At 71.9% G+C, this 26,840-nt stretch carries 27 protein-coding genes and 1 pseudogene; 14 read left to right on the plus strand and 14 right to left on the minus strand.

Annotated features, from left to right (window positions below):
- Positions 1-50 precede the first annotated feature (50 nt).
- The 6 genes from rfbB to DKT68_RS11720 are packed head-to-tail and all read left to right on the plus strand — an operon-like array spanning position 51 to position 5,333.
- On the plus strand, positions 51-1,052 hold the full coding sequence (rfbB, locus tag DKT68_RS11695) for a dTDP-glucose 4,6-dehydratase (protein WP_109817445.1): 1,002 nt from the start codon (positions 51-53) through the stop codon (positions 1,050-1,052).
- The gene (rfbD, locus tag DKT68_RS11700) at positions 1,049-1,942 is read left to right on the plus strand and encodes a dTDP-4-dehydrorhamnose reductase (protein WP_109817446.1); all 894 of its coding nucleotides are present in this window, start codon (positions 1,049-1,051) and stop codon (positions 1,940-1,942) included. Before rfbB ends, rfbD begins: the two co-directional genes overlap by 4 nt.
- Positions 1,939-2,310: a DUF2304 domain-containing protein gene (locus DKT68_RS11705; protein ID WP_109817447.1), complete on the plus strand. Its 372-nt coding sequence runs from the start codon at positions 1,939-1,941 to the stop codon at positions 2,308-2,310. Before rfbD ends, DKT68_RS11705 begins: the two co-directional genes overlap by 4 nt.
- Complete coding sequence (locus DKT68_RS11710) at positions 2,303-3,004, plus strand: glycosyltransferase family 2 protein (RefSeq protein WP_109817448.1); 702 nt, start codon at positions 2,303-2,305, stop codon at positions 3,002-3,004. Before DKT68_RS11705 ends, DKT68_RS11710 begins: the two co-directional genes overlap by 8 nt.
- Positions 3,001-4,308 carry a lipopolysaccharide biosynthesis protein gene (locus DKT68_RS11715; RefSeq protein WP_236646846.1) on the plus strand — a complete coding sequence of 436 codons (1,308 nt, stop codon included), beginning with the start codon at positions 3,001-3,003 and terminating at the stop codon, positions 4,306-4,308. Before DKT68_RS11710 ends, DKT68_RS11715 begins: the two co-directional genes overlap by 4 nt.
- Positions 4,305-5,333 carry a glycosyltransferase family 2 protein gene (locus DKT68_RS11720; protein WP_109817449.1) on the plus strand — a complete coding sequence of 343 codons (1,029 nt, stop codon included), beginning with the start codon at positions 4,305-4,307 and terminating at the stop codon, positions 5,331-5,333. The genes DKT68_RS11715 and DKT68_RS11720 overlap by 4 nt, the downstream gene beginning before the upstream one ends.
- Positions 5,334-5,387: 54 nt before the next feature.
- Here the strand turns inward: DKT68_RS11720 and prcA are convergent, their stop codons facing one another.
- The 7 genes from prcA to DKT68_RS11755 form a co-directional block, all read right to left on the minus strand.
- Positions 5,388-6,224 (minus strand): proteasome subunit alpha, encoded by an 837-nt coding sequence (prcA, locus tag DKT68_RS11725; protein WP_109817450.1) that lies wholly within the window; start codon positions 6,222-6,224, stop codon positions 5,388-5,390.
- Between the two features lie 61 nt (positions 6,225-6,285).
- Entirely contained in the window at positions 6,286-7,125 is an 840-nt protein-coding gene (gene prcB / locus DKT68_RS11730) for a proteasome subunit beta (RefSeq protein ID WP_201748997.1), read from the minus strand.
- Complete coding sequence (locus DKT68_RS11735) at positions 7,044-7,475, minus strand: endonuclease VII domain-containing protein (RefSeq protein WP_236646849.1); 432 nt, start codon at positions 7,473-7,475, stop codon at positions 7,044-7,046. The genes prcB and DKT68_RS11735 overlap by 82 nt, the downstream gene beginning before the upstream one ends.
- Positions 7,476-7,751: 276 nt before the next feature.
- Positions 7,752-7,967 carry a ubiquitin-like protein Pup gene (locus tag DKT68_RS11740; protein WP_088993750.1) on the minus strand — a complete coding sequence of 72 codons (216 nt, stop codon included), beginning with the start codon at positions 7,965-7,967 and terminating at the stop codon, positions 7,752-7,754.
- Positions 7,968-8,104: 137 nt separating this feature from the next.
- A complete protein-coding gene (locus DKT68_RS11745; protein WP_109817453.1) occupies positions 8,105-9,373 on the minus strand; it encodes an acyltransferase family protein in 1,269 nt (422 codons plus the stop codon).
- Between the two features lie 77 nt (positions 9,374-9,450).
- On the minus strand, positions 9,451-10,968 hold the full coding sequence (gene dop / locus DKT68_RS11750; RefSeq protein WP_109817454.1) for a depupylase/deamidase Dop: 1,518 nt from the start codon (positions 10,966-10,968) through the stop codon (positions 9,451-9,453).
- Between the two features lie 37 nt (positions 10,969-11,005).
- Complete coding sequence (locus tag DKT68_RS11755) at positions 11,006-12,646, minus strand: DUF2142 domain-containing protein (RefSeq protein WP_161556648.1); 1,641 nt, start codon at positions 12,644-12,646, stop codon at positions 11,006-11,008.
- Between the two features lie 153 nt (positions 12,647-12,799).
- Here DKT68_RS11755 and DKT68_RS31160 point away from each other — a divergent pair, with 153 nt between their 5' ends.
- Positions 12,800-13,150: a GtrA family protein gene (locus tag DKT68_RS31160; RefSeq protein WP_161556649.1), complete on the plus strand. Its 351-nt coding sequence runs from the start codon at positions 12,800-12,802 to the stop codon at positions 13,148-13,150.
- Between the two features lie 67 nt (positions 13,151-13,217).
- Here the strand turns inward: DKT68_RS31160 and arc are convergent, their stop codons facing one another.
- The gene (arc, locus tag DKT68_RS11765) at positions 13,218-14,999 is read right to left on the minus strand and encodes a proteasome ATPase (protein ID WP_109817457.1); all 1,782 of its coding nucleotides are present in this window, start codon (positions 14,997-14,999) and stop codon (positions 13,218-13,220) included.
- 178 nt (positions 15,000-15,177) lie between these two features.
- Between arc and DKT68_RS11770 the strand changes: the two genes are divergently transcribed.
- Positions 15,178-15,468: a ferredoxin gene (locus DKT68_RS11770; protein WP_074309704.1), complete on the plus strand. Its 291-nt coding sequence runs from the start codon at positions 15,178-15,180 to the stop codon at positions 15,466-15,468.
- 64 nt (positions 15,469-15,532) lie between these two features.
- Here DKT68_RS11770 and DKT68_RS11775 read toward each other — a convergent pair whose 3' ends face one another.
- The 3 genes from DKT68_RS11775 to DKT68_RS11785 are packed head-to-tail and all read right to left on the minus strand — an operon-like array spanning position 15,533 to position 18,304.
- Positions 15,533-16,105 carry a hypothetical protein gene (locus DKT68_RS11775; RefSeq protein ID WP_109817458.1) on the minus strand — a complete coding sequence of 191 codons (573 nt, stop codon included), beginning with the start codon at positions 16,103-16,105 and terminating at the stop codon, positions 15,533-15,535.
- Positions 16,106-16,151: 46 nt separating this feature from the next.
- Positions 16,152-17,153 carry a tRNA (adenine-N1)-methyltransferase gene (locus DKT68_RS11780; RefSeq protein WP_407940728.1) on the minus strand — a complete coding sequence of 334 codons (1,002 nt, stop codon included), beginning with the start codon at positions 17,151-17,153 and terminating at the stop codon, positions 16,152-16,154.
- On the minus strand, positions 17,150-18,304 hold the full coding sequence (locus tag DKT68_RS11785; protein ID WP_109817459.1) for a site-2 protease family protein: 1,155 nt from the start codon (positions 18,302-18,304) through the stop codon (positions 17,150-17,152). The genes DKT68_RS11780 and DKT68_RS11785 overlap by 4 nt, the downstream gene beginning before the upstream one ends.
- Positions 18,305-18,381: 77 nt before the next feature.
- Between DKT68_RS11785 and DKT68_RS11790 the strand changes: the two genes are divergently transcribed.
- The 5 genes from DKT68_RS11790 to DKT68_RS11810 all read left to right on the plus strand — a co-directional run bounded on the left by DKT68_RS11790 (position 18,382) and on the right by DKT68_RS11810 (position 24,416).
- Positions 18,382-19,296 (plus strand): RecB family exonuclease, encoded by a 915-nt coding sequence (locus tag DKT68_RS11790; protein WP_109817460.1) that lies wholly within the window; start codon positions 18,382-18,384, stop codon positions 19,294-19,296.
- Between the two features lie 246 nt (positions 19,297-19,542).
- Positions 19,543-20,229 carry a response regulator gene (locus tag DKT68_RS11795; protein WP_109817469.1) on the plus strand — a complete coding sequence of 229 codons (687 nt, stop codon included), beginning with the start codon at positions 19,543-19,545 and terminating at the stop codon, positions 20,227-20,229.
- Positions 20,230-20,583: 354 nt separating this feature from the next.
- On the plus strand, positions 20,584-21,351 hold the full coding sequence (locus tag DKT68_RS11800) for an ABC transporter ATP-binding protein (RefSeq protein ID WP_109817461.1): 768 nt from the start codon (positions 20,584-20,586) through the stop codon (positions 21,349-21,351).
- Entirely contained in the window at positions 21,351-23,906 is a 2,556-nt protein-coding gene (locus DKT68_RS11805; protein ID WP_109817462.1) for an ABC transporter permease, read from the plus strand. The genes DKT68_RS11800 and DKT68_RS11805 overlap by 1 nt, the downstream gene beginning before the upstream one ends.
- 132 nt (positions 23,907-24,038) lie before the next feature.
- On the plus strand, positions 24,039-24,416 hold the full coding sequence (locus DKT68_RS11810; RefSeq protein ID WP_109817463.1) for a carboxymuconolactone decarboxylase family protein: 378 nt from the start codon (positions 24,039-24,041) through the stop codon (positions 24,414-24,416).
- Positions 24,417-24,422: 6 nt separating this feature from the next.
- On the opposite strand, the gene DKT68_RS11815 is transcribed toward DKT68_RS11810, so the two are convergent.
- Both DKT68_RS11815 and DKT68_RS11820 read right to left on the minus strand, forming a co-directional pair.
- Positions 24,423-25,079: an HAD family hydrolase gene (locus tag DKT68_RS11815; RefSeq protein WP_109817470.1), complete on the minus strand. Its 657-nt coding sequence runs from the start codon at positions 25,077-25,079 to the stop codon at positions 24,423-24,425.
- 120 nt (positions 25,080-25,199) lie between these two features.
- Positions 25,200-25,964: pseudogene (locus tag DKT68_RS11820) on the minus strand (neutral zinc metallopeptidase); the annotation flags it as partial.
- Between the two features lie 325 nt (positions 25,965-26,289).
- Here DKT68_RS11820 and DKT68_RS11830 point away from each other — a divergent pair.
- Positions 26,290-26,652: a hypothetical protein gene (locus DKT68_RS11830; RefSeq protein WP_109817466.1), complete on the plus strand. Its 363-nt coding sequence runs from the start codon at positions 26,290-26,292 to the stop codon at positions 26,650-26,652.
- Between the two features lie 4 nt (positions 26,653-26,656).
- Here DKT68_RS11830 and DKT68_RS31875 read toward each other — a convergent pair.
- Positions 26,657-26,840: hypothetical protein (locus DKT68_RS31875; RefSeq protein ID WP_236646847.1), on the minus strand; the 184-nt coding region annotated here is incomplete at its 5' end.

Genomic DNA, 26,840 nt, shown 5'->3' on the forward strand with positions numbered 1-26,840 from the left:
GGGGTCGCGTCCCACGGTCGCCGCCGCGTTTCGCGTACACTTCCGGACCCGTGAGGATCCTCGTCACCGGCGGAGCCGGATTCATCGGGTCGGAGTACGTTCGCCTGCTGCTGGGCAAGCCCCTGGGCAGCGCCGCGAGCGTTCCCGCGCTCGAACCGGCGGTCGTGACCGTGCTCGACGCGTTGACCTACTCGGGCAACCCGGCCAACCTCGACCCGGTGCGCGACGACCCCCGGCTGCGGTTCGTGCAGGGCGACATCTGCGACGCGGCCGTGGTCGACGAGGTGGTCGCCGGGCACGACGTCATCGTGCACTTCGCGGCAGAATCGCACGTCGACCGCTCGATCGCCGGCGCCGCCCCGTTCGTCACCACCAACGTGCTCGGCACCCAGACCCTGCTGGACGCGGCGCTGCGCCACGGCACCGGCCGGTTCGTGCACGTCTCCACCGACGAGGTCTACGGCTCGATCGACACCGGATCCTGGACCGAGACGTGGCCCCTCGCCCCGAACTCGCCGTACTCGGCCTCCAAGGCCGGCTCCGACCTGCTCGCCCTGGCCTACCACCGCACCCACGGCATGGACGTGGTGGTCACCCGCTGCTCCAACAACTACGGGCCGTACCAGTTCCCCGAGAAGGTCATCCCGCTGTTCGTCACCAACCTGCTCGACGGCGGCACCGTCCCGCTCTACGGCGACGGCGGCAACGTCCGGGACTGGCTGCACGTGCACGACCACTGCCGCGGCATCGCGCTCGTCCAGCAGAAGGGCCGCGCCGGCGAGGTCTACAACATCGGTGGCGGCACCGAGCTGACCAACAAGGAACTCACCGGCCGGCTGCTGGAAGCCTGCGGCGCCGGCTGGGAGCGGGTCGTCCCGGTTGCCGACCGCAAGGGCCACGACCGCCGCTACTCGCTGGACATCACCAAGATCAGCGAAGAGCTGGGGTACGCCCCGAGCATCGACCTGGACCGCGGCCTCGCCGACACCGTGCGCTGGTACCGGGACAACCGGGCCTGGTGGGAGCCGCTGAAGTCGGCCCCGGCCGCATGACCCGACTGCTCGTCACCGGTTCCGGCGGGATGCTCGGCCGGGACCTGGTCGCCGTGCTCGACACCCGGCCGGACCTGAAGGTGACCGCCGCCACCCGTACCGACCTGGACCTCACCGACGCCGCGGCGGTCCGCGCCACGGTCGCCGGACACGACGTCGTGATCAACGCCGCGGCGTGGACCGACGTCGACGGCGCCGAGGCCGACGAGGCCGCCGCCACGCTGGTCAACGGCGACGGCGTCGCCCACCTCGCCACGGCGTGCGCGGACACCGGGTCCCGCCTGATCCAGGTCTCCACCGACTACGTCCTCGCCGGCGACGCCGACACCCCGTACGCCGAGGACGCCCCCACCGCCCCCGTCAACGCGTACGGCCGCAGCAAGCTCGCCGGCGAACGGGCCGTCGCCCGGCTGCTGCCCGACACCGGTTACGTCGTGCGTACCGCCTGGCTGTACGGCGCCCACGGCCCGAACTTCGTCTCCACCATGCTCCGGCTCGCCGAGCAGCGGGAGCACCTCGACGTGGTCGACGACCAGCACGGCCAGCCCACCTGGTCGTACGTCCTCGCCGAGCGGCTGGTGGCGCTGGCCGACGCGGCGCTGGCCGGGCTGGCCGTCCCCGGCGTCTACCACGGCACCTGCACCGGCCGCACCACCTGGTACGGGCTCGCGCGGGAGGCCTTCGCGCTGCGTGGGCTGGACCCGGACCGGATCAGACCCACCACCAGCGACCGCTTTCGGCGTCCCGCTCCCCGACCGGCGTACAGTGTGCTATCGCATGGCCGTTGGGCCGCTGCGGGTCTGCCACCTCTGCCGGACTGGCGGGCCACGCTGGGTGCCGCTCTCGCCTCCCCCACCGCTTCGCCCGCCGCCCCGTGGAAGGTCACATGAAACTCACCCTCGTCACTGGCCTGACCGGCCTGATACTCCTGGCCACCATCATCGAGCTGCTGCGCCGCCGGCAGCTGCGCGAGAAGTACGGCATGCTCTGGCTGGGCGTGCTGGTGATCGTGATCCCGCTGTCCCTCTTCCCCCGGCTGCTCGACAACGTCGCCGAACTCCTCGGTGTCGCCTCCGGTGTCAGCCTCGTGCTCTTCCTCGGCATCGTCTTCCTGCTGCTGGTCTGCGTGCACCTCAGCTGGGAGGTCAGTGCCCTGGAGGAGGAGACCCGCACCCTGGCCGAAGACTTCGCCCTGCTCCGCGCCCAGATCGAGGCGGACAAGGCAGCCCGAGACGAACTGGTGTCGACCGATGGTTAACGGCAAGCGCACCCTGATCATCATCCCGGCTCTCAACGAGTCGGGCTCCATCGCCGACGTCGTCGGCGAGGTCCGCGGCGAGCTGCCCGGCGTGGACGTGCTGGTGGTCGACGACGGCTCCACCGACCGCACCGCGGCCGTCGCCGCCGCGGCCGGCGCCCGGGTCGCGAAGCTGCCGTACAACCTGGGAGTCGGCGGCGCGATGCGTCTCGGCTACCGGTACGCCCGCGACCACGACTACGACGTGGCCATCCAGGTGGACGCCGACGGCCAGCACGACCCGCGCTACGTGCCGAAGCTCGTCGACATGCTCGAGGACAACGACCTGATCATCGGCGCCCGGTTCGCCGGTGAGGGTGACTACAGCGTCCGCGGCCCCCGCCGCTGGGCGATGGTCATGCTCTCCGCCGTGCTGTCCCGGGTCGCCCGCACCAAGCTCACCGACACCACGTCCGGTTTCCGGGCGGCCAACCGGCGGGTGATCGAGATGTTCGCCAGCTGGTACCCGGCCGAGTACCTCGGCGACACCGTCGAGACTCTGGTGCACACCGCCCGCCGCGGCTACCGGATCCGGCAGGTGCCGGTGGCCATGCGCAAGCGGATGGCCGGCACCCCCAGCCACTCCCCCGCCAAGGCGATGATCTACCTGGGTCGGGCGTTCGCGGTGCTCACGCTGGCGCTCATCCGCCGGTGATCCGCCGGCTACTGAGCCTGGTCCCGCCCGGCACCGTCGCAGTCGGTGCCGGGCTGGCCCTTCTCGGGCTCGCTTCGTACGTGCACCTGGCCGTGGCCGGGCACAGCCTCACCAAGGCGGACTACTCCTCCCTCTCGGTGCTCTGGACGATCGTGTTCACCCTCGGCATCGGCCTGTTCATGCCCTTCGAGCAGGAGATCGCCCGCGTCGTCGCCGCCCGCCGCAGTCAGGGCCTGCCGCCGGGTCCCGTGCTCGTGCGGGGCGGCGCCCTCGCGGCCGGCGTCCTGCTCGGGCTGGTCGCGCTGATCGTCGTCGCCCGTGGGCCGATCGCCGACCGGCTCTTCGAGGGTGACCGCACGATGGTCACCGTGCTGGTCGGCGCGCTGGCCGCGCTCGCGGTGGCCCACACCACCCGGGGGGTGCTCTCCGGCCTGCAGCTGTTCCCCTGGTACGGCACGCAACTCGCCCTCGACGGCGGGCTGCGGATCGGCCTGGTCCTCCTGCTCGGCCTGACCGGCGTCACCTCCGCCGTGTGGTTCGGCGCCGTGCTCGTCATCGCGCCCCTGATCGGGGTCGCGCTGACCACGCCGCCCGTCCTGCGGGTCCTCGGCGGCGGAACCCCCGTGGCCTGGGCGCCGCTGCTGCGCGGTCTCGGCCTGCTCGTCGTCTCCAGCCTGCTCTCCCAGGTCGTGGTCAACATCGGCGTGATCAACGTCCGGTTGCTCGCCCCGTCCGACGTCGCCACCGCCGGCGCCCTGCTCTCCGCCCTCGTCCTGGTCCGCATCCCGCTGTTCGTCTTCGCCTCACTCCAGGCGTCGCTGCTGCCAGGCCTGGCGACCTCGGCCACCACCGGCGCCCACGCCGCCTTCCACAGCCTGCTGCGCCGGGCGCTCGGCGTGGTCACCGCCCTCGGCCTCACCGGGGCGCTACTCGCCGTCCTGCTGGGCCCCTGGCTGGTACGCACCCTCTTCGACGCCCCGGACGTCCTCGGCCACGACGACTTCGCCTGGCTCGCCGCGGCCACCCTCGCCTACCTGTGGGCGATGGTGCTCGGCCAGGCGCTGCTCGCCCTCGACCGGCACCGCGCACAGGCCGTCGCCTGGTGCGCGGGCGTGGCGGTGCTCGTCGCCGTGACGCTGATCCCGCTCCCGGTCGCCCTGCGCGTCGAGCTCGGCTACGCCAGCGGCTCGCTCGTGGTGGCCGCCGTGATGGCCGTCCTGCTCCGCGGCGCCGTCCGGGTCGCGCCCTCGCCCGCCCCCTCGCGCGACACCGTCGCCGTCGGCCCCTCCGGAGGCATTCGATGACCCGACCCCGGGTGAGCGCGGTCATGCTCGCCTACGGCCCGGAGCCCTACCTCGTCACCGCCGCCCAGGCCGTGCTGGCCAGCACCGACGTCGACGTCGAGCTGATCGTGGTCGACAACGGCTGCACCGGGGACGGCATCGACGTCGTCAAGGGCCTCCCCGGGGTACGCGTGGTGCGCCCGGAACAGAACACGGGATACTCCGGCGGTTGCCGCGTCGGCGCGGCCGAGGCCACCGGGGACTGGCTGGCGTTCGTCAACTCCGACGCCGTGGTGGCCCCCGACGCCCTGGCGAAGACCACCGCCGTGGCCGCCGAGCCGGGTGTGGGCGCCGCGATGGCGTCGATCCGGTTGGCCGACACCCCCGAGCTGATCAACACCAGCGGCAACCCGCTGCACTTCACCGGGCTTTCCTGGGCCGGCGGCAACGGTGAGCCGGCCAGCGCGCACGCCGAGCGGCGGGTCGTCCCGTCCCTCAGCGGCTGCTGCTTCGTGATCAGCCGGCGGCTCTGGCAGGAACTCGACGGCTTCGCCGCCGAGTACTTCGCCTACCACGAGGACACCGAGCTCAGCCTCCGGCTGTGGCAGCGTGGCCTGCGCCTGGAGTACGTGCCGGACGCCGTGGTGCGCCACCACTACGAGTTCTCCCGCAACGCCCTGAAGCTCTACCTGGTCGAGCGGAACCGGCTGGTCACCCTGCTCACCGCGTACGAGGGCCGGACCCTCGCCGTCCTCGCCCCGGCGCTGCTCCTGACCGAGCTCGCCATGATCACCGCAGCGATCTTCGGCGGCTGGACCCGCCAGAAGGTCCGGGGTTGGGGCTGGCTCTGGCGCCACCGCGACTGGGTCCGCGACCGCCGCCGGCAGCTGCAGGCCGAGCGCCGGGTGCCCGACGGCGTCATCGCCGAGCTGATGACCGGTCGGGTCACCCCGTCGGGAGTGCCGACCGCACCCGGGTTGGGCGCGTTCAACGTCCTCGCTGGCGGCTACTGGGCCCTGACCAGGCCGCTGCTGCGCCGAGGGTGAGCCCGCCGCTGGTGCCGGGTCCGAGAGGGACGCCGGCACCAGCGCGCGGCTCCGTCAGCGCTCGCCCCCGTCGGCCGGCTTGTCCTCCAGGTCGGCCGACCCCGCCGACGTCGTCGGCTTGTGCGCCTCGCCCGTCGGCACGGTGGGCGCGCCCGGACCGCCCGCCTCCGCCGGCTGCTCGGCGGCCGCGACGTCGCCGTCCAGCAGCGCGGTCAGCGCCGCGCCGGTGATCCGGCGGAACGTACGCCCGACCCGGTGGCGGTCCAGGACCGCCACCTCCAGCTGGTTGGCGGCGATCGTCCGGGCGGCGCCGCCCTCCCCGCCCACGGTGCTCAGGGCCTGCACCGCCACCTTCGCGGCCTCGGCGAGGGACATGTCCGGCCGGTGCTGCGACTTGAGCACACCGGTGATCGCCTCGGCCTGGCCACCCATCGCCATCCGGCCCGGCTCGTCGTTGACCGAGCCGTCGTAGGTGAGCCGGTAGAGCTCGTCATCGTCCGGGGTGGCCCCGACCTCCGCCACGCAGATCTCCACCTCGAACGGCTTCGACTGCTCGGTGAAGATGGCGCCGAGCGTCTGCGCGAACGCGTTCGCCAGCGCCCGGCCGGTGACGTCCCGCCGGTCGTAGCTGAGCCCGTTCAGGTCGGCCATCCGCACGCCGGCACGGCGCAGATTCTCGAACTCGTTGTAACGGCCGACCGCGGCGAAGCCGATCCGGTCGTAGATCTCGCTGACCTTGTGCAGGGCGCTGGAGAGGTTCTCCGCGACGAAGATCACCCCGCCGGAGTAACTGAGGACCACCGCGCTGCGACCCCGGGCGATGCCCTTGCGGGCCAGCTCGGAGCGGTCGCGCATGATCTGTTCGGGCGAGGCGTAGAACTGCATTGCCACGGCGGCGGTTCTCCTTACGGCGCTGTGCTGACGACTGCGGACTGGTGGGGGTGGACGAGGCTCAACCGCCCGGGTTCTCCATCCGGCCGGAGACCACGCCCTCGGCGATCGCCGCCGTCTCGGCGTCGGTCAGCCGGCGGGTGCCCTCGGCGGTCGCGGTCATCACCACCGGGTAGATCCGTCGGGTGAGATCCGGTCCGCCGGTCGCGGTGTCGTCGTCAGCCGCGTCGTAGAGCGCCTCGACCGCGAGCCGGGTCGCGTCGTCGACGGACAGGCCGGCGCGGAAGCGCTTCTTCAGCGCCGACTTCGCGAAGAGCGAGCCGGAGCCGATCGCGTCGTAGCCGGTCTCCTCGTAGGGGCCGCCGGTGACGTCGAAGCTGAAGATCCGGCCAGCCTTCGCCGGGTCGGCGGCGGCCAGGTCGAAGCCGGCGAACAGCGGCACCACCGCGAGCCCCTGCATCGCCGCGCCCAGGTTGCCCCGGATCATCGACGCGAGCCGGTTGGCCTTGCCGTCCAGCGAGAGCATCGCGCCCTCGATCTTCTCGTAGTGCTCCAGCTCCACCTGGAACAGTCGCATCAGCTCGATCCCGATGCCCGCGGTGCCCGCGATGCCGACCAGCGAGTACGCGTCGGCCGGGTGCACCTTCTCGATGTCGCGCTGGGCGATCAGGTTGCCCATGGTGGCCCGCCGGTCGCCGGCCATCACCACGCCGCCGGCGGCCGAGATGGCCACGATGGTGGTCGCGTGCGGCGCCAGGTCGGCGGCCATGCCCGGCGGCAGCGGCCGTCGACCGGGCAGCATCTCGGGCGCCACCCGGCTCAGGAACGTGGTGAAGGAGGACGTCCCCGCGTTGGTGAACACATCTGGTAGACGCCCGGATGGATCAAAGCCCGCTGCCACGTGGTTCCTCTCAGGTACGTGATCGCCCTGGCCAGCCTCATGGGACTGTCACGGAACTGGCCAAGACCACCGTTGCAGTTGAAGCAGAGTATCCCGCGCACCCATCCGGTGCGATGATCGTGGTCCAGATGTTGCGGGTCCGCGCCGCCGCAGATCGCGCAGACGCCGCCCTGCTCGGCCAGGAGCTCGTCAAACTCCTTCTGCCCGACGCCGTAGCGCCGCCGCAGGTGGTACTCGCGGCTACCGCCGTACAGGCGCTGCCTGACTTCCTTGGTGCGGCTGTTGTGGCACGGCTTGCAATACGTGGCGTAGCCCGTTCTGTCGGCGCGGTTGCGGGGGAATTCGGCCACGGGCCTGACAGTTCCACAGTCGGCACAGAAGCGGTGCCCTTCCGGAACTTCCCGGACGGGCTTCACCTCTCGTCCGTGCCTCTCCTTCACCCGCTTGGCGTAGCTGGCCTTGGAGCGCTCGTTGAAGCAGAGCTTGCAATAACTGCCCCGACCGCTGGGACGTTTGCTGTTCGCACAGAACTCGTCCAAGGGCTTCCACTCGCCGCAGTCGCGGCAACGGCGTCGGCCGTCTTCATCGTCCAAAGGGAGCGGCATGTCCGTTTTGCCCCGCTATGCTCACTCTCCTCCTTTTTGTACGTAACCTCGGACAAATTCCTCGGCGTTCTCCTCGAGGACCGAGTCGATCTCGTCGAGCAGGTCGTCGACGTCCTCGGTGATCTCGGCGTGCCGCTCGGCCACCTCGGGGTTGGCCTCGGTGGTGACGTCCTCGATCTCCTCGCCCTGCCGGGACTTGCCGGACTGCGACTGACCGCCGCTGTCACGAGTGGCCATTGCTGCCTCCTCCAGATCGCCTGGCATGAAATCTACCCCGCGGAGGCGACAGGAAGCCCCCGCGTCAGCCGTGTTCGGGTCGCACCGACCCCGACGGCGACCAGTACGGGCGCGCGCGCAGGAACGTGCCGCGACCGTCAGCTTCGGTGGGCGGGCGCGTCGGCCGCGACCGGAACCGGTTCGGCCACCGGCGCGCGTTCCGGCTCGCGCTGTCGTGGCTGCTCCACCGCACCGCCGCTGGGCGGAGCCGAGCGGCGGAGGCGGGGGGTCCAGTCCTTGAACCGCAGCGCGGGCTTCTCCACCAGGTGCCAGGACAGGAACGCCAGCACGACGGTGAACACCATGACCACCGCGAAGTAGCCGACGAAACCCCAGGCCGCCGCTCCCAGCCAGGCCAGCGTCTGCTGCACCACGAAGGAATAGATGTAGATGCCGTACGAGTAGTCGTTCTTCTGGCCCACCGAGTGCAACAGCCGCGGCAGCCGCACCGCCAGGTAGAGGATGGCGTACTCGTAGGCGAGCAGCGCCGGGCCGAACAGGTGGCCCTCCAGGGTCTGCCAGCCGGTCAGAATGAGGGCGGCAATCCCGAGGACGTCGTTGATGGGCAGCTTGTCGCTGTAGAGGTCGGCGACCGCACCCACCAGGAACATGAAGCCGAATCGCAGGAACCAGATCTTGCTGAGCCCGCCGAGCAGCGGAAGCGGGCCGAGGGAGCCGCTGGTGAAGTACGTCGACCCGCCGAAGCGCAGCGTCTCGTACTGGTTCCAACAGAGGAGGCCGAAGACGAGCACCGCGGCGACGAGCACCAGCCAGCGGGCGCGGCGCAGCACGGCCACCACGGCGAGGGCCGCCACGATCAGGTAGCAGAAGATCTCGTAGCTGAGGGTCCAGAGCGAGCCGTCGAGGACGCTGCGACGCGTCTGGTCGCCGTACGGCGTGTCCCGGAAGACATCCACGATCCCCTGCTGGCGGTAACCGCCCCACCAGTTGGCCTGCAGGAAGTTGACCACGCCGGCCGGGTGGCGCCACAGGCCGTCCAGGTGACCGCGTTCGGCGTACCAGACGGCCGGAGCCACCACGAGACCGATGAACAGCAGGCACACCCAGAGGCCGGGCCAGATCCGCAGGGCGCGGTGCCACAGGTAGCGGGGCAGGGAGCTGCGCCGGGCACTGCGGGTGATGAGGAACCCGGAGATGCCGAAGAATCCCGCCACCCCCAGGCCCGCCACGTCCACCACCTCGGTCAGCGGCCGGGCGTAGCCGATCACCGCGGTGTGCGCGAGGACGACGGCGACGGCGAAGCAGAGCCGCAGGAAACCGAAACTGTTGGCACGACCGGCGTACGCGTTCGACAGCGGAACAGCCGTCACCGCACGCCGGGCGACCTGCCGGGCAGAGGGGAGCATCGGATCACCGTGTGGGTCGAGGAATCGGGGGACGGCCTAGCATGCCACAGGGTGATCCGCAGCGGGCGCACCGGCGCTCAGCGGCCGGTCAGCGTCTCCAGGAGGTCCTTGGCGCTGGCGCAGCGGTCGAACAGCGCCCCGACGTGCGCCCGGGTGCCCCGTTCCGGCTCCATCATCGGCACCCGGACCAGCGACTCCCGGCCCACGTCGAAGATCACCGAATCCCAGCTCGCCGCGACCACCTCGGAGGCGTACTGGGCCAGGCAGCGGCCGCGGAAGTAGGCCCGGGTGTCCTCGGGCGGCTCGGTCATCGCGGTGCGCGTCTCCTCGTCGGTGAGGAGGGTCTTCATCGCGCCGCGGGAGACGAGCCGGTGGTAGAGGCCCTTCTCCGGCCGGACGTCGGAGTACTGCAGGTCGACGAGCTGGAGCTTGTGGGCGCCCCAGCCCAGCTTCTCCCGCTCGCGGTAGCCCTCCAGCAGCCGCAGCTTCGCCACCCAGTCCAGCTCGTCGGCGCAGAGCATCGGGTCGCGGCCCAGCCGGTCCAGCACGCTCTCCCAGCGGTCGAGCACGTCGGCGGTCTGGTCGTCCACGTCCGTGCCGTAGCGGTCGTCGACAAAGGACCGGACGCGCTCGAAGTAGGCCCACTGCAGGTCGAGTGCGGTCAGCCGGCGGCCGTCGCGCAGCCGCATCCGGTGGGACAGGGACGGGTCGTGGCTGACCGCGCGCAGCTCGCTGACCGGGTCGGCGATGCCGAGGTCGCCGCTCAGCGCCTTCTCCTCGATCATGCTGAGGATCAGCGCGGTGGTGCCGACCTTGAGGTAGGTGGAGATCTCCGAGAGGTTGGCGTCACCGATGATCACGTGCAGCCGGCGGTACTTGTCGGCGTCGGCGTGCGGCTCGTCCCTGGTGTTGATGATGGGCCGCTTGAGGGTGGTCTCCAGGCCAACCTCGACCTCGAAGAAGTCCGCCCGCTGGGAGATCTGGAAGCCGCTCTGGCCGCCGTCCTGGCCGATGCCGACGCGGCCGGCGCCGCAGACGATCTGGCGGGTGACGAAGAAGGGCGTCAGGTACGCCACGATGTCGGCGAACGGGGTCTGCCGACGCATCAGGTAGTTCTCGTGCGCGCCGTAGCTGGCGCCCTTGTTGTCGGTGTTGTTCTTGTAGAGGTGGATCGGCTGGCTGCCGGGAATGGTGGCGGCGCGGCGGGACGCCTCGGCCATCACCCGCTCGCCGGCCTTGTCCCAGCGCACCACGTCGCGCGGGTTGGTCACCTCGGGCGTGGAGAACTCCGGGTGGGCGTGGTCGACGTAGAGCCGGGCCCCGTTGGTGAGTATCACGTTGGCGAGCCCGAGGTCCTCGTCGGCGAGGGCCTCGGCGGGGTCGTAGGCGGCCCCGGAGTAGGTGAAGCCGCGTGCGTCGCGCAGCGGCGACTCCTCCTCGTAGTCCCAGCGGGCCCGGCCGCCCCGGTTGAGCTCCGGTCGGGCCCCGTAGGCGTTGACCACCTGGGAGGAGGTGACCATCGGGTTGGCTCCGGCCTGGCCGGGCACGGAGATGCCGTACTCGATCTCGGTGCCCATGATCCGTCTTACGCTCATCGACCTACCCGCTTCGCTCGCCCGACCCGGTCCCCCGTCAGGTCGAGCGTAGTCCGCCCTCGGTGCCTACACCCCGTAGGCGGGAGCCGGCGGGCCGCAACAGTTCGGCGGGAGGGTCGGTCGGGGTGGACGCCTCGGCCGTTCCCAGCGGCGCCGGCTCGTTGCCGGCCACGGGGCGGGCGGTCCAGACGAGCCAGCCGAACAGGACCAGCCCCAGGATGGCGGACAGCAGCGGGACCACCGAGCCGACCACCGGGTGCCAGTCGCCGGCGAGCGGGTTGAGGCTGCTCAGCCCGAGGTTGGCGGGTAGACCGTTCTGCCAGCGAACCATCGTGTACGCGAGGCAGAACAGGTGGATCGGCAGGAGCACCAGCACGGCGAGTCGGCTGAACGAGCGGGCCCGGGCTATCTCGAAGCCGCGTTGTTCCGCGGCCCACGCGGCGTAGAGCAGAACGCCGACCAGCATGGGCAGCATGTAGCGGCCCTGCGTGACGAAGCCGCTCTCGTTGACCAGGGCGACCTGCATGACGGACGGCACCAGCACGCCGCCGCCGAGCAGCACCAGGAGCCGCCACCGGTCCAGGGTGCTGCCCCAGACGACGCCGAGGACCAGCAGGGCGCCGGCGACGAGCTGCCAGATCACGTACGGCGGGGCGGGCATCCGGGTGTCGAGCCAGGAGGTGACCCCGACGATCTGGTCGAGGTACCCGCGCCACCGGTCCGCCTCGCGCAGCGCCGCCTGCCCGGCGGTGAACCGTTCAGCGGACGAGTAGTCACCGAGGTCCGAGGTCTGCTGGCGCACGCTCCAGCCGAGGACGGCGAGGGTGGCCAGGACGATGACGGCCGCCCAGATCCGTACCGCCCGGTCCCGCAGCAGGCCGACGAGGTTGCTGCGCCGCAGCGGGAAGGCGAACGCGACGAAGGCGGTCGCCAGCCAGAGCGGGCCGGTCTGGCGCAGGATGGCCAGGAGCAGCCCGCTGATCCCGACGAGCAGGATGAGGCCGCGCCGCGGGCCGGGTGGGCCGATCATCAGCGGGATGACCGCGCTGAAGAAGGCCACGCCGGCGGCGATCTCCAGGCCGTTCGGGTTGACCGCGCTGGCCATGTGCACGGCCATCGGGGTGGTGACCACGACCAGCGCGCCCATCATCAGGCCGCTGCGCGACCGGTTGCGGATCACGACGTACGCGCCGGCGAGCAGCGCCGCGCAGCACAGCGCGCTGATCATCCGGGCGAGCAGGACACCGGACCAGCCGGGCCAGAGCACCGTCGGCGCGCCGACCAGGGCGTAGTAGGCGGGGAAGTAGCGGCCCGCGCCGGTGCCGGCCCGGGTCGGCGTACGGTCGCTGCCCGGCGGTTGCGCGCACGCCGCCGACACCTCCTTCTTGAACTGCCAGCACTGGTCGCGGACGAGGCCGCCGGGAACGGTCTGGAAGGCGCCGGTGCCCTTCTTCGCGGCGTCCGGCGGGGGCGCGATCTGCCCGGCGGCGACGCCGGCCGCCCGGACGATGTGCTCCCGTTCGTCGGGGGTGCCGTCGTACGGGGCGGCCATCGACCACCCGAAGATGATCAGGAAGAACGCGACGAAGGCGAGTGCCCAGTGCTTGCGGGCGAGTCTGCGACGGGGCGCCGGGCTCCCGCCGTCGGCCGGTGGCGTCACACTTCCGGGTTCAGGCACGTCAACCTCGCGGCTCGCGCGGGCAGGCCCCGCTGGGTGGATGGACAGACGATAGACTCCGTCGTCGTCCTCACCGCTCCGGGTCCCCCCTTGGAGATCTTCTTGCTGTCACCTGTTGCCGACTCCGTCCGCCATCTGTCCCGTCACAGTGCTGTGCGGTTCCTGGTCGTCGGAGGCCTGAGCGTCGCCGTGGACACCGGCTCGCTGTTCGTCTACCACGGTGTTCTCAAGATCGTGCTTCCGGTCGCAGCCGGCCTGTCGTTCCTGACCTCGTTCTGGGTCAACTTCGGGCTCAACCGGGCGTGGTCGTTCGGCTCGTCCGCTCAGATGGTGCCGCAGGTCGGGCGGTACTTCGCGCTGGTCCTGGCGAACCTGACCGCCAACGTGGTGCTGGTCTCCGCGCTGACCTGGGCCGGCACCCCGTACTTGCTGGCCAAGCTGCTGGTGACGGCGTCGTTGTCGGCGGTGAACTACCTGGTGTCGAAGCGGTGGATCTTCGCCTGACCGGTCCCCGACCCGTACGCAGACAGCGGGGGTGTCCGCCGGATGGCGAACACCCCCGCTGCTGCGATCAGAGGTACTGGCCGGTGTTGCTGGCGGTCTCGATGGACCGGCCGGCCTCGGCGCCCTTGCCGCCGGAGACGAGCGTGCGGATGTAGACGATCCGCTCGCCCTTCTTGCCGGAGATGCGGGCCCAGTCGTCGGGGTTGGTGGTGTTGGGCAGGTCCTCGTTCTCGCGGAACTCGTCGACGCAGGCGTCGAGCAGGTGCTGCAGACGCAGCCCCTTGCGGCCGGAGGTGAGGAACTCCTTGATGGCCATCTTCTTGCTCCGGTCGACGATGTTCTGGATCATCGCGCCGGAGTTGAAGTCCTTGAAGTAGAGGACTTCCTTGTCACCGTTGGCGTAGGTGACCTCGAGGAAGCGGTTCTCCTCGGTCTCCGAGTACATCCGCAGCACCACGGCGTCGATCATCGCCGCGACGGTGGCCTGGGCGTCGGCACCGTGCTCGGCGAGGTCGTCCGGGTGCAGCGGCAGCCCGGAGAGGATGTACTTGGAGAAGATGTCCTTCGCCGCCTCGGCGTCCGGCCGCTCGATTTTGATCTTCACGTCGAGCCGACCGGGGCGCAGGATCGCCGGGTCGATCATGTCTTCCCGGTTGGAGGCGCCTATGACGATGACGTTCTCCAGCCCCTCCACGCCGTCGATCTCGCTGAGCAGCTGCGGGACGATGGTGTTCTCCACGTCGGAGGAGACACCGGAGCCACGGGTCCGGAAGATCGAGTCCATCTCGTCGAAGAACACGATCACCGGGGTGCCCTCGCCGGCCTTCTCCCGCGCCCGCTGGAAGATCAGCCGGATGTGCCGCTCGGTCTCGCCGACGTACTTGTTGAGCAGCTCCGGGCCCTTGATGTTGAGGAAGAAGCTGGTGTGCTTCTCCTTGCCCTGCCGCTCGGCGATCTTCTTGGCCAGCGAGTTGGCCACCGCCTTGGCGATCAGCGTCTTGCCACAGCCGGGCGGGCCGTAGAGCAGGATGCCCTTGGGCGGGCGGAGCTGGTGCTCACGGAACAGGTCCGCGTGCAGGAAGGGCAGCTCCACCGCGTCGCGGATCTGCTCGATCTGCGCCTGGAGGCCACCGATGTCGGTGTAGTCGACATCCGGCACCTCCTCCAGGACCAGCTCCTCGACCTCGCTCTTCGGGATCCGCTCGTACGCGTACGCCGAGCGGGGCTCGATCATGAGCGAGTCGCCGGCCCGGATCGCCGAGCCGATGAGCGTCTCGGCGAGGTGCACGATGCGCTCCTCGTCGGAGTGGGAGACCACCAGCGCCCGGTCACCCGGCCCGCCACCCGGCCCCTCCAGGATCTCCTTGAGCATCACCACCTCGCCGACCCGCTCGTAGCCGAACGCGTCAACGATGTTGAGCGCGTCGTTGAGCAGGACCTCCTGGCCACGGCGCAGCTCGGCCACGTCCAGCGAGGGCGAGACGGCGACCCGTAGCTTGCGGCCGCCGGTGAAGACATCCACCGTGCCGTCGTCGTGCTTCGCCAGGAAGACGCCGTAGCCACTCGGCGGTTGCGCGAGGCGGTCGATCTCCTCCTTGAGCGTCACGATCTGCGTGCGAGCCTCCTTGAGGGTGCTCACCAGCCGGTCGTTGTTCTCGGTCAGCCGCGCCAACTGTGCCTGGGTGGCCGCCAGCCGCTCTTCGAGCTGCCGGACGTGTCGGGGGCTTTCGGTCAACTTGCGCCGCACCAGGGCGAGTTCCTCTTGAAGAAACGCGACCTGCGTGGAGAGATCGTGGGCTTCCTTCTCCCACCGTGCGGCGCGCGAGTCCGCGTCGTCGCTGCGTGCCACGTCCCACCTCCCCGGGGGGCTTGAACGTTCTGCCCTAACACTAGCCGCTATGAGGCCGATTCGGTCCCACGCAACACCCTCGTCACCGAACCTTGATCGCCAAGGGTGGCCTGGCGGGCCGGTACCGGCGTTCGGGTACCGTCGGACCGTGGGACGGGAGAACATGGGGGGTGCACCAATGGCCGAGGTCGCGACCGACCAGTTGCAGGTCTGGGTGGACCAGGATCTCTGCACGGGCGACGGGCTCTGCGTGCAGTACGCGCCGGAGGTGTTCGAGTTCGACATCGACGGCCTGGCCTACGTCAAGGGCGCCGACGGTGAGCTGCGGATGGCGCCGGGCAGCCGGGTCGACGTGCCCGAGCACCTGCGGCTCGAAGTGATCGACTCCGCGAAGGAGTGCCCGGGCGACTGCATCCACGTGGTGCGCGGCGACGGCGTCGAGGTCGCCGGCCCGGACGCGGAGGACTGAGCCGCCCCGTCGGGGCCGGCGTCCGCGCGAGCAGCGCGCCACCGGCCCCCACGGGGTACGGCTGTCAGAGCATCGGGCGGCCGACCACCGAGGCGACCAGCCGGGCGAACTCCTCCAACCGGGCGATCTGCCCGGCCCCGCCGTCGTCGAGGGTCTTGCCGAAGCGCAGCGCGTCGTGCCGGGGCGTGCCCGCCAACTCCTCGCTCGGCGGGGCCTCGTCCAGCGACGTGAGCAGCAGATACACGTCGATGCTGTCGACCTTGATCTCGCCGCTGTCGGTGCGGTTGAGCCGCCGCCGGCAGCCGACCTCGGTGACGGTGGAGACCGGCACCACCCGCAGCGACGAGGTCATCGACCCCGGTGGGCCCTCCTGCGGCGGCACGTCCTCGCCGTGCCAGAGGATCAGGCGGCTGCCGTCGCAGACCACGACCTCCTGCCAGACGCCGTTGACCTCGTTGACGAAGCGTTCGAGAGTGAAGCCGAGCACCGACGCGCCGCGCAGCACCCCGCCGAGCGCCTCCAGGGCCACGTCCGGGTCGCGCAGGTAGGCGCGCGCCGCCGACTCCAGGTCCTGGTAGGGCGACCAGTCGGGAAACACCGCGGGAAGGTCACCGCCGCCATAGCCCGGTCGGCTCATGCCGCCGCCTCCCCCCGCTCGGCGACGCCGGCGCCCAGCTCGATGGTCACGGCCTGTCCATCTCCCCCGTCGTGTCGGGCTCCACACCCGCGGCCTGGGCGGCGGCCGCCTGCCGGGCCGCCTCCGCCTCCCGCAGGTCCTGCCGGCGCTGCGCGTACGCCTCGGTGCCCTTGCTGGGCTTGCGCCGGCGGGGCGGCGCGGTGACGCCGGGGGCCAGCTTGCGCGCGGAGACCAGGAACGCCGTGTGCGCGATCATCCGGTGGTCCGGTCGGACGGCGAGGCCCTCGGCGTGCCAGTCGCGCACCAGCGACTCCCAGGCGCGCGGCTCGGTCCAGCCGCCGCGCTCGCGCAGCGCCTCCACCAGCTCGGAGAGCTGGGGCGTGGTGGCCACGTAGCCGATGAAGACGCCACCGGGCACCAGCGCCCGCTCGACCATGTCGAGGGTCTCCCAGGGGGTGAGCATGTCCAGGATGATCCGGTCGAAGCCGGTCTCCTGGCACTGGGCGACGTCGCCGACGTGCAGGTTCCAGGCCGGGTGCGGCCCGTTGAAGAACGCCTCGACGTTGCGCCGGGCGATCTGGGCGAAGTCGTCGCGCAGCTCGAACGAGTGCAGCTCCCCCTCGGTGCCGACCGCGCGCAGCAGCGAGCAGCTGAGCGCGCCGGAGCCGGCGCCGGCCTCGAGGACCTTCGCGCCGGGGAAGATGTCGCCCATCGCGACGATCTGCGCCGAGTCCTTCGGGTAGATGACCTGCGCGCCACGCGGCATGGACAGCACGTAGTCCGACAGCAGCGGCCGTAGCGCGAGGAACGCCGTACCGCCGCCGGAGGTGGTCACCACGCTGCCGTCGGGCAGCCCGATCAGCGCGTCGTGCGCCAGGATGCCGCGGTGGGTGTGGAACTCCTTGCCGTGCTCCAGCGTCACGGTGTGCATCCGCCCCTTGGGGTCGGTCAGCTGCACCCGGTCGCCGGGCCGGAACGGGCCGCGGTGCACGGGTGTCAGTGCCGGGGTGGCGGCGTCGGCCGGGACGGTGGAGGGAGTTGCGGTCACGATGTCATCTTCCGGTCGGGTTCGAGGAGCTGGGCGAGGTCCGCGATGTGCAGAATGCCGACGACATCTTCGCCTGCCGTCACCACGTACTGCGCGCCCGGGTGGGTCTGCACGGCCTCCATCACCCGCTCCCCGTCCAGCCCGACCGGCAGCGCGGGGAGCGTGCCCAGCGACCGGGCGACGGCGTCCACCGCCAGCCACGGACGGCGCTCGGCGGGCACCGCCTCGGCGGCGGTCGGGTCGACCAGCGCGACCGGCCGGCCGGTGGAGTCGGTGACCAGCAGCGCGGCGGCGGGCTGCCCCGCCTCGGCGCGCCGGCGTTGGGCCTCGGACAGCGGCGTGCCGGTGGTCACCGGCCAGACCGGCCGGGCCAGCCGGGACAGGTCGATCAGCGGGAACCGGCGGCTGACCCGGGCGGCCCGGATCGACTGCCCGGCCCCGCGCCAGAGGGTGACGGCGACCAGCAGCATCAGCGGCAGCGCCAGCGGCGCCAGGTAGTCGGTCAGGGTGAGCAGCAGGACCAGGGCGGCCGTGCCGACGGCGACCACGCGCCCCGCCCAGCCGGCGACCTCGGTGCCGCGGTGCCGGTCGCGGGTCAGCCCCCACACTGCGGCGCGCAGCGCCCGGCCGCCGTCCAGCGGCAGGCCGGGCAGGATGTTGAACAGCGCGACGATGACGTTGCTCACCGCGAGCTGGAAGGCGAGCTGGTGGGCCACGGTCCCCTCGGGCAGGGCCAGCGTGGCGGCCACCGCGAGGACGCCGAGCACCGCGGAGACCGCCGGGCCGGCCAGCGAGACCAGCAGGTCGATCCGGGGTGACGGGGCGTCGCGGTCCATCTCGGTGTAGCCGCCGAGCAGTTCCAGGGTGATCCCGCGCACACCGATGCCGTACCGACGGGCGGTGAGCGCGTGACCCAGCTCGTGCAGCAGCACCGAACCGAGCAGCGACACCACGAACCCGAAGCCGATCAGATAGCCGCTGACCTGCGGCAGCTCCAGTTGCCGGCGGGCGAACTCGGCGTACAGCACCGCCACCAGCAGAGCGAGCAGGAGCATCGAGCCGTTGAGGTGCAGCGGCACCCCGAACACCCGGCCCACGCTGAGGCCGGCGCGCCGGTCGGGTGGGCGGGGCGGCCGGGATGTCTGCTCCATCGGGACGATGCTACGGACCGCCGGCGCCCGGGGCGGCCGGCGGGCGGTGTCACACCGGTGCCCTAACCTTTGCGGACATGACGGCGGAACCGGTCACCACCCACCACTCCCCCTCCCCGGCGCAGACACCGCCGACGGTGCGGGCCTCGCTGTCCCCGTCGCGGGCGGCGGATTTCAAGACCTGCCCGCTGCTCTACCGCTTCCGCAGCATCGACCGGCTGCCCGAGCGGACCACCATCGAGCAGGCCCGGGGCACCCTGGTGCACGCGGTGCTCGAGCGGCTCTTCGACCTGCCCGCGCAGGGCCGCACGCCGGCCGCGGCCGGCGACCTGGTGGCACCCCAGTGGGACCGGCTGGTCACCGAGCAGCCGGATCTGGCCGCGATCTTCGTCGACGCGGAGCCGGCCGGCCCGGTGGAGTTCCTGCGGTCCGCCGCCGGGCTGCTGGAGGGCTACTTCGCGGTGGAGGATCCGACCCGGCTGGAGCCGGCCGAGCGCGAGAGCCTGATCTCCGCGGTCGTCGACGACGAGCTGCTGATCCGGGGCTACCTCGACCGCCTCGACGTGGCCCCGGACGGCGCGCTGCGGGTGGTCGACTACAAGACCGGCGGCGCGCCGCGGGAGGCGTTCGAGGCGCGGGCGCTGTTCCAGCTGAAGTTCTACGCGTTGGTGCTGTGGCGCACCCGGGGCGTGGTGCCCAGGGTGCTGCGGCTGCTCTACCTGCGCGACGCCGAGGTGTTGGACTACACGCCCGACGCCGACGAGCTGGTCCGCTTCGAGCGCACGGTGGTGGCGCTGTGGCGGGCGATCGAGCAGGCGACCGCCCGGCAGGATTTCCGGCCCCGGCCCAGCCGGCTCTGCGACTGGTGCAGCCACCAGGCGCTGTGCCCCAGCTTCGGCGGCACCCCGCCGCCGTTCCCGGTCGGGCTGGCCGGCGCCGATCCCCTGCGCGACGCCCGGTCCACGCCGGTGGCGCCGGGCGTCGACGACTGACTCCGGTCCAGGCGACCACTCCGGGCGGCCGGCCGGGCACGCCGTGTCGGGCCGGTCACCGCGCGACCTGACCGCTTTCGCTGCCGCTTCCCCACCCCCGAAGGCCGGGAATCCGACCGTTGCGGCGCCGCGCCGGGCGGGACGCGGCGGCGGGCCGACCTCTACGGTGGTCCGCGACGCGGCGGCCCGCGTACGCGAGGATGGCCGGTGCGGCAGCACGGCGTCGGCGCGGGACAGGGAGGCGAGATGACGGATCGGGTGGCCTCGGCGCGGCCGGTGCGGATCCTGCTCGCCGACGACCAACCGCTGCTGCGCACCGGCTTCCGGATGGTGCTGGGCGCCGAGAACGACCTGGACGTGGTGGCGGAGGCCGGCGACGGCCTGGAGGCGGTGGACCTGTCGCGCCGGCTGCTGCCCGACGTGGTGCTGATGGACATCCGGATGCCACGGATGGACGGGGTGGCCGCGACCCGGGCGATCGTCGACGCCCGGCTGCCGGTGCGGGTGCTGGTGCTGACGACGTTCGACCTCGACGAGTACGTGGTGGGCGCGCTGCGCGCCGGCGCGAGCGGGTTCCTGGCCAAGGACGTCCCGGCCGAGGAGCTGATCGCGGCGATCCGCACGGTGGCCGGCGGCGACGCGGTGGTGGCGCCCCGGATCCTGCGGCGACTGCTGGACCGCTTCGCCGACCTGCTGCCCGACCCGGCCGCGACGCCGTCGGCCGCGCTCAGCACGCTCACCGACCGGGAGCGCGAGGTGCTGGTGCAGGTGGCCCGAGGGTTGTCCAACGCCGAGATCGCGGCGGTGCTGTCGGTCAGCGAGACCACCATCAAGACCCACGTCGGGCACGTGCTGACGAAGCTGCGGCTGCGCGACCGGGTGCAGGCGGTGGTGCTGGCGTACGAGTCGGGGCTGGTGCGTCCCCGGGCGTAGCACGTCCCCACCGGCTACCCCCTCCGGCGTACCCACAGATCCCTCCGTGGGGGGACGGCCCGGTTGCCGCGCTCACCTACCGTGACCGCAGACGGCTCGGCGCGGTTGACCCTCTCGTGGGGTCAGCTTCTAGCGTCGGGCTCCGCAGGCGTTCCGCGGGCCGGGAAACACGGTGGATCGGCCGTCGGGTCAGGGGCAACCCTGAGCCGGCATGGGGGTGCACCCGCAGCGTGAAATCCGCGCCGGGTCCCCCCGTGGGCGGACGGGGTGGGCGCGAGCAGCGCCGATGATGGAACAGTCGCGCCGGACCAGCGGGGGCGGCGCGTATTGGCAGAGACGGAAGAGGTAGATGACGTGACCGCGACGGTAGGCCAGCAGGCGCAGGCCGCGGCCCGGGCGAACGACGTGTGGAAGGTGTACGGCAGCGGCGAGGCGCAGGTCATCGCGCTACGGGGGGTAAGCGCGGAGTTCGAACGCGGCCGGTTCACCGCGATCATGGGCCCGTCGGGTTCCGGCAAGTCGACGCTGATGCACTGCCTCGCCGGCCTGGACTCGGTGACCCGGGGGACGGTGGCGATCGGTGAGACGACGGTCACCCGGCTGGGCGACTCCGGGTTGACGAAGCTGCGCCGGGACAAGGTGGGCTTCATCTTCCAGCAGTTCAACCTGCTGCCGACGCTGACGGCCAAGGAGAACATCCTGCTGCCGCTGTCGATCGCCGGGCGCAAGCCCGACCCGGCCTGGTACGACACGGTGATCGACACGGTCGGCCTGCGGGACCGGCTGGACCACCGGCCGGCGCAGCTGTCCGGCGGTCAGCAGCAGCGGGTGGCGTGCGCGCGGGCGCTGGTCTCCCGCCCCGAGGTGATCTTCGCCGACGAGCCGACGGGCAACCTCGACTCCCGCTCCGGCGCGGAGGTGCTCAACTTCCTGCGCAACTCGGTCCGCGAGCACGGCCAGACCATCGTGATGGTGACCCACGACCCGACCGCCGCCGCGTACGCCGACCGGGTGGTCTTCCTGGCCGACGGGGAGATCGTCTCGGAGCTGATCGAGCCGACCGCCGAGACGGTGCTGGACACCATGAAGAAGCTGGACACTCCGGCCGAGGTGGGCAACTGATGTTCCGGGCGACACTGAAGAGTCTGCTGGCCCGCAAGGTCCGGCTGATCCTGTCCGGCCTGGCGGTGGTGCTCGGAGTGATGTTCGTCTCCGGCGCGTTCGTGCTCACCGACACGCTCGGCCGCTCCTTCGACTCGGTCTTCGCCGACGGCTTCTCCGAGATCGACGTGAACGTCGCGGCGAAGCCGAAGGTGGAGGTCAGCGAGGTCGAGGGCGAGCAGACCGCCACCCCGCTGCCCGCCGCCGTGGTGGACCGGGTGAAGCAGGTGCCGGGGGTCGCCTCGGCGACCGGCATCGTCAACGCCGACGGCGCCCGCGTGATCGGCAGCAACGGCAAGGTCGTCACGTCGTTCGGTCCGCCGCAGTTGGGCGAGAACTGGACCGGCGAGAGCGAGCTGCTGCAGCTGCGCGAGGGGCGCGGGCCGCAGGCCGACGACGAGATCGTCATCAACAAGTCGCTGGCCACGGCCGCGAAGGTGCAGGTCGGTCAGAAGGTCGGCGTGCTCACCGCGTTCGAGTCGAAGAAGCGGGACTTCACCCTGGTCGGCATCCTCGGTTACAGCGGTGACCGGGACTCGATCGGCGGCCTCAACGAGGTCTTCTTCACCACGCCGGTGGCGCAGCGGCTGATGCTCGGCGCTCCGGACTCGTTCAGCAGCATCACCGTGCGCGCCGCCGACGGCGTCCCCGACGAGACGCTGCGCGACGACGTGGCCCGCACCCTGGGCGCGGGGTACGAGGTGAAGACCGGCGAGCAGGTGGCCGCGGACGCGTCGGCGAGCCTGAAGGAGGGCCTGTCCTTCTTCAACAAGATCCTGCTCGGCTTCGCCGCGGTGGCGCTGCTGGTGGGCACGTTCCTGATCCTCAACACGTTCTCGATCATCGTGGCGCAGCGCACCCGGGAGCTGGCCCTGATGCGGGCCATCGGGGCCAGCGGTCGGCAGATCATCGGTTCGGTGGTGCTGGAGGCGATCGCGGTCGGGCTGATCGCCTCGGTGCTCGGCCTGGCGGCCGGCATCGGGATCGGCGCGCTGCTGGCGTTCCTGTTCGGCAAGCTGGCGGGTGGGCTGACCCTGGCCGGCGTGGGCGTGCCGGCGGCGGCGGTGATCGGTTCGTTCGCGGTCGGTCTGTTGATCACCGTGGTGGCGGCGCTGCTGCCAGCGCTGCGGGCGTCCCGGATCCCGCCGATCGCGGCCATGCAGGACGTGGCCACCCCGGACCGGCCGCTGACCAAGATCACCGTGGCCGGGTCGCTGGTCACCGGCATCGGCGTCGTGCTGCTCTTCCTCGGGCTCAGCGGCAACGCCAGTGGGCAGACCCTGCCCACCATCCTGGGTGGGGTGCTGTTCGCCTTCATCGGGGTGGCGCTGCTGACCCCGCTGATCAGCCGGCCGGTGGTGAGCCTGCTCGGCGCGATCTTCTCCTGGTCGGTGCCGGGCAAGCTGGGCCGCCTGAACTCCGGGCGCAACCCGCGCCGCACCGCGATCACCGCGGCGGCGCTGATGGTCGGCATCGCGCTGGTCACCGGCGTCACGGTGATCCTCGACTCGGCCAAGGGCAGCATCAGCGCCCTCGCCGAGGACACCATCAAGGCCGAGCTGGTGATCTCCGGCGTGCAGGGCGGTCCACGGCCGCCGAGCTTCGACCCGTCGGTGCTGGACCGGGCCAAGGCCCTGCCCGGCGTGCAGATGGTCGACGGCGAGTACGGCGACATGGCGAAGCTCGACGGCGAGAGCACCTGGGTCGCGGCGAGCAGTGACATCGCGTCGCTGCGGCAGATCTTCGGCGCGAAGCCGACGGCCGGCGACATCGACCGGCTCTCGCCGACCGAGATGCTGGCCAGCTCGGACACCGCCACCTCCCGTGGCTGGTCGGTGGGCTCGACGGTGAACGTGCAGCTGACCCGCGGCGAGGCACGCACGTACACGGTCAGCGGCATCTACGAGTCGTCCCAGCTGACGAACCCGGTGACGCTGCCGGCGGCGGCGGCGAAGGACTTCGCCATACCGCAGCCCATCCAGGGCTTCATCCAGCTGGCCCCTGGCACCCGGGTCGCCGACGTGCAGCCGCAGGTGGAGACGCTGCTCGCGGACAGCCCCGAGGTGTCGGTGGCCGACCGGGAGGCGTTCATCAACCAGCAGACCAGTCAGCTCGACGGACTGCTCACGATGATCCAGATCCTGCTGGCGCTGGCCATCGTGATCGCCGTGCTCGGCATCATCAACACCCTGGCGCTGTCGGTGCTGGAGCGGACCCGGGAGCTGGGTCTGCTGCGGGCGATCGGCCTGCGCCGCGGGCAGACCATGGGCATGATCACCGTGGAGGCGGTGGTGATCTCCGTGTTCGGCGCGCTGCTCGGCGTGGTGGTCGGCACCGGCCTGGGCGCCGCGGTGGTCGAGGCGCTCAAGGACGAGGGGATCACCGACCTGGTCCTGCCCTGGGGTCAGATGGGCGTCTTCCTCGGTCTCGCCGCGATCATCGGGGTGGTGGCCGCGGTGCTCCCGGCGGTCCGGGCGGCCCGGATCAACGTCCTGGGCGCGATCGCCCACGACTGACCCGCTCACCACGAGACCCCGGCGCCGCGAGCGGCGCCGGGGTCTCGTGCCGTCGGCCCGGCGAATCGTCCTCTGGCGCCCACCCGAGCTGCCAGGATGGCCGTGCGGGGGCGAAAGGCCGGGAGGGGCGACATGACGGAGCAGGATGCCTACCAGCGGGCACTGGACAACGCCGAGCGGCTGCTCGGTCAGCCGCTCGTGCTGCCGCTCGCCAGCGGCGAACCACCGGTCGGGCACGACTTCCGCCGCCTCGCCACCGTGCAGACCTTCGGCGAGGCATGGCCCCGGGAGGGGTTGGACCTGCGCAGCCGCTGCCTGGTCTCGGTGGCGATCGCCGCCAGCCTCGGCACCCACGAGCCGCTGCGCGGCCAGCTGCGCATCGCCCTGCACTCCGGGGTGACCAAGGAGGAGATCGTCGAGCTGTTCATCCACCTGGCCGCGTACGCGGGCGCCGCCCGGGCGTTCGACGGGTACCAGGTGGCCACGGCCGTCTTCGCCGAACGCCCCTGACCCCGGTCAGCCGGCCGCGCCGGCCCGGTCCACCACCAGCGCCGCGAGCAGCTCCAGGTCCGCGCCGGTCAGGCTCTCCACCTGGTGTACGCCGGCGATGGTCGGCAGCGGCGCCTCGGCGGGTACGGCCAGCACCGCCGCGCCGGCAGCCAACGCGCTGGCCACCCCGGTCGGCGAGTCCTCGATCGCCACGCAACGCCCGATCGGCACGCCCAGCAGCCGGGCCGCCGTCAGATATGGCTCCGGGTGCGGCTTGGCCGCGACCACCTCGTCACCGCAGACCACCGCGTCGAAGCTGTCCCGACCCAGGGTATCCAGGGCGATCTCGACCAGCGGCCGGCCACTGGAGGTGACGAGCGCGGTGGGGATGCCCGCCTCCCGCACCGCCCGCAGCAGGGCGAGCGCGCCCGGCCGCCAGCGCAGCCCGGTGCGGAACAGCTCCAGGATCCGGGCGTTGATCCACGCCGCGCTGGCCTCCGGGTCCCGCTCGGGCTGCCCCAGGTCGTCGTGCAGGATGCGCATCGACTCGGCCATGCTGGTGCCGATGATCGCCCGGCGGGCGGCGATGGACAGCTCGCCGCCGTACTCCCGGGCGAGTTCCTGCAGTGCGACGTCCCACAGCTTCTCGCTGTCGACCAGCGTGCCGTCCATGTCGAAGAGCACGGCGGCGGGGTGATGGCTGCTCAGCGGATCCTCCAGGGTCGTGGCCGACACCGGCGATCCTGCCAGGGCCGGCCCCCGCCGGTGGCAACGGCGGCCGCCGGGGTGACGCGGACAACCCGCTCAGCCCAGGTCGCACGCGTCCAGGGAGCGCTCGTACCCGCCGAAGAACGACTCCGTGCGCTGCTCGGCGGTGCCGTGCGAGCCCTCCGCGAACCACGGCTGGTCCGGGTCGTCGCCGACCGCCGCCAGCCCCTCCCGGAACTCGTCCAGGTCACCCTCCGCCAGGGTCAGCGCGCCGGAGCGCACCGAGTCGCCGAGATACGCCCCGGCCATGCAGTCGGCCTGCAACTCCTGCTGGATGGTGAAGTTGTAGCGGATGCCGAGCCGCACCTGGATGCCGTGGGCGTACTCGTGGCCGAGCAGATAGAACACGAACGCGTCACCGACCTGGCGGAACGCCGCCACCGACCAGGCGACGTCGTACGCGATGAAGTCGCCCTGCGAACAGTAGACCGCGTTGTTGCGCGGCAGCGGCTGGCCGCCGCACGACACCTCGCCCGCCCGCTGGTACGGCGTGATCCGCCGGATCGGCTGGAAACGCTGCCCGGACGCCTTGAACTGGGCCGCCCAGTACCGCTGGGCGATCACCTCGGCGTCGCCCACGTCCTGCTGGAACTCGGCGACGCTGGTGGTGCTGTCCGCCCGCGTGGTGCTCGGCCCCGGCGAGGCCGCAGACGGGTCCGGCGCCTGCCGCTCACCCTCCGGCTCGGCCACCCCGCCGACGGCGCAGGCGGCCGACACCAGCGCGGCGATCAGCAGGCCCACCAGCGGACCTCGGACATCGCGTCCTGACCGTGCCACCACTGTGCCTCCCCTGGCGTCGGTGCTGCTGCCCCTGTACCCCGCGGTACGGTCGCCATGCCCGCCACCTCATTCACGTCCGTGGGCGCCTCGCGGTTCAGGGCGTGGGCGTTCAGGCGCGGGGGCCTCGCGGTGCACGGCGTGGGCATTGAGGTGCGCGGGGGCCTCGCGGTGCACGGCGTGGGCGTTCAGGTGCGCGGGGGCCTCGCGGTTCACGACGTGGGCGTTCAGGTGCGCGGGGGCCTCGCGGTTCACGGGGTGGGTCCGCCGCATCGGGCGGGTCTTGCGGGCGGCCACCGTGCGGCCACAATGGGCCGGGGCGGGTGGACCGTCCGGTGAGGAGGGTCTGGTGCACGTGCTGGGCAGCCGCCGGCGCAGCCAGCCGGCCCCGCCGCACATCGTGTGGCGCTCGCTGCGCGACCCGTACGAGGCGGGCAGCCGGCCCTGGCTGGAGCTGAGCGACGACGAGGCGCCGCCCCGGGTGGTGGCGGGCTATGCGCCGGTGCTGCTGGTCTGGTCGTCGCTGTGGCCGCACCGGCCGCTCGACCGGATCCGCTTCGACCTGGCCGCCCTGCCGGCGAGCCAGGAATGCGCGTTGCGCTGGACACTCACCACCGACGGGGAGTTGCCGAGCGAGAGCACGCTCGGATACCTGCGACACCGGCTCAACTACCTGATCAACGGCCGTCTGCGGCGTTCCTACGGCCAGTGAACCGTCAGCCCGTGCTGTCCCGGCCACGCTGCCACGTGTCGCCCTGCTCGGCGTGCCGCTCGGCCTCGTACCGCTGCTGGGTGGCCCGGGCGGCACGAGCGGCGGCGTCGTCGTCAGCGGAGCTCAACCGCCCCCGATCACGCCACGCCACCACACCGAACGCCCCAGCCCCCACCACGACGAGAATC

The sequence above is a fragment of the Micromonospora acroterricola genome (assembly GCF_003172955.1).
GTDB lineage: Bacteria > Actinomycetota > Actinomycetes > Mycobacteriales > Micromonosporaceae > Micromonospora > Micromonospora acroterricola.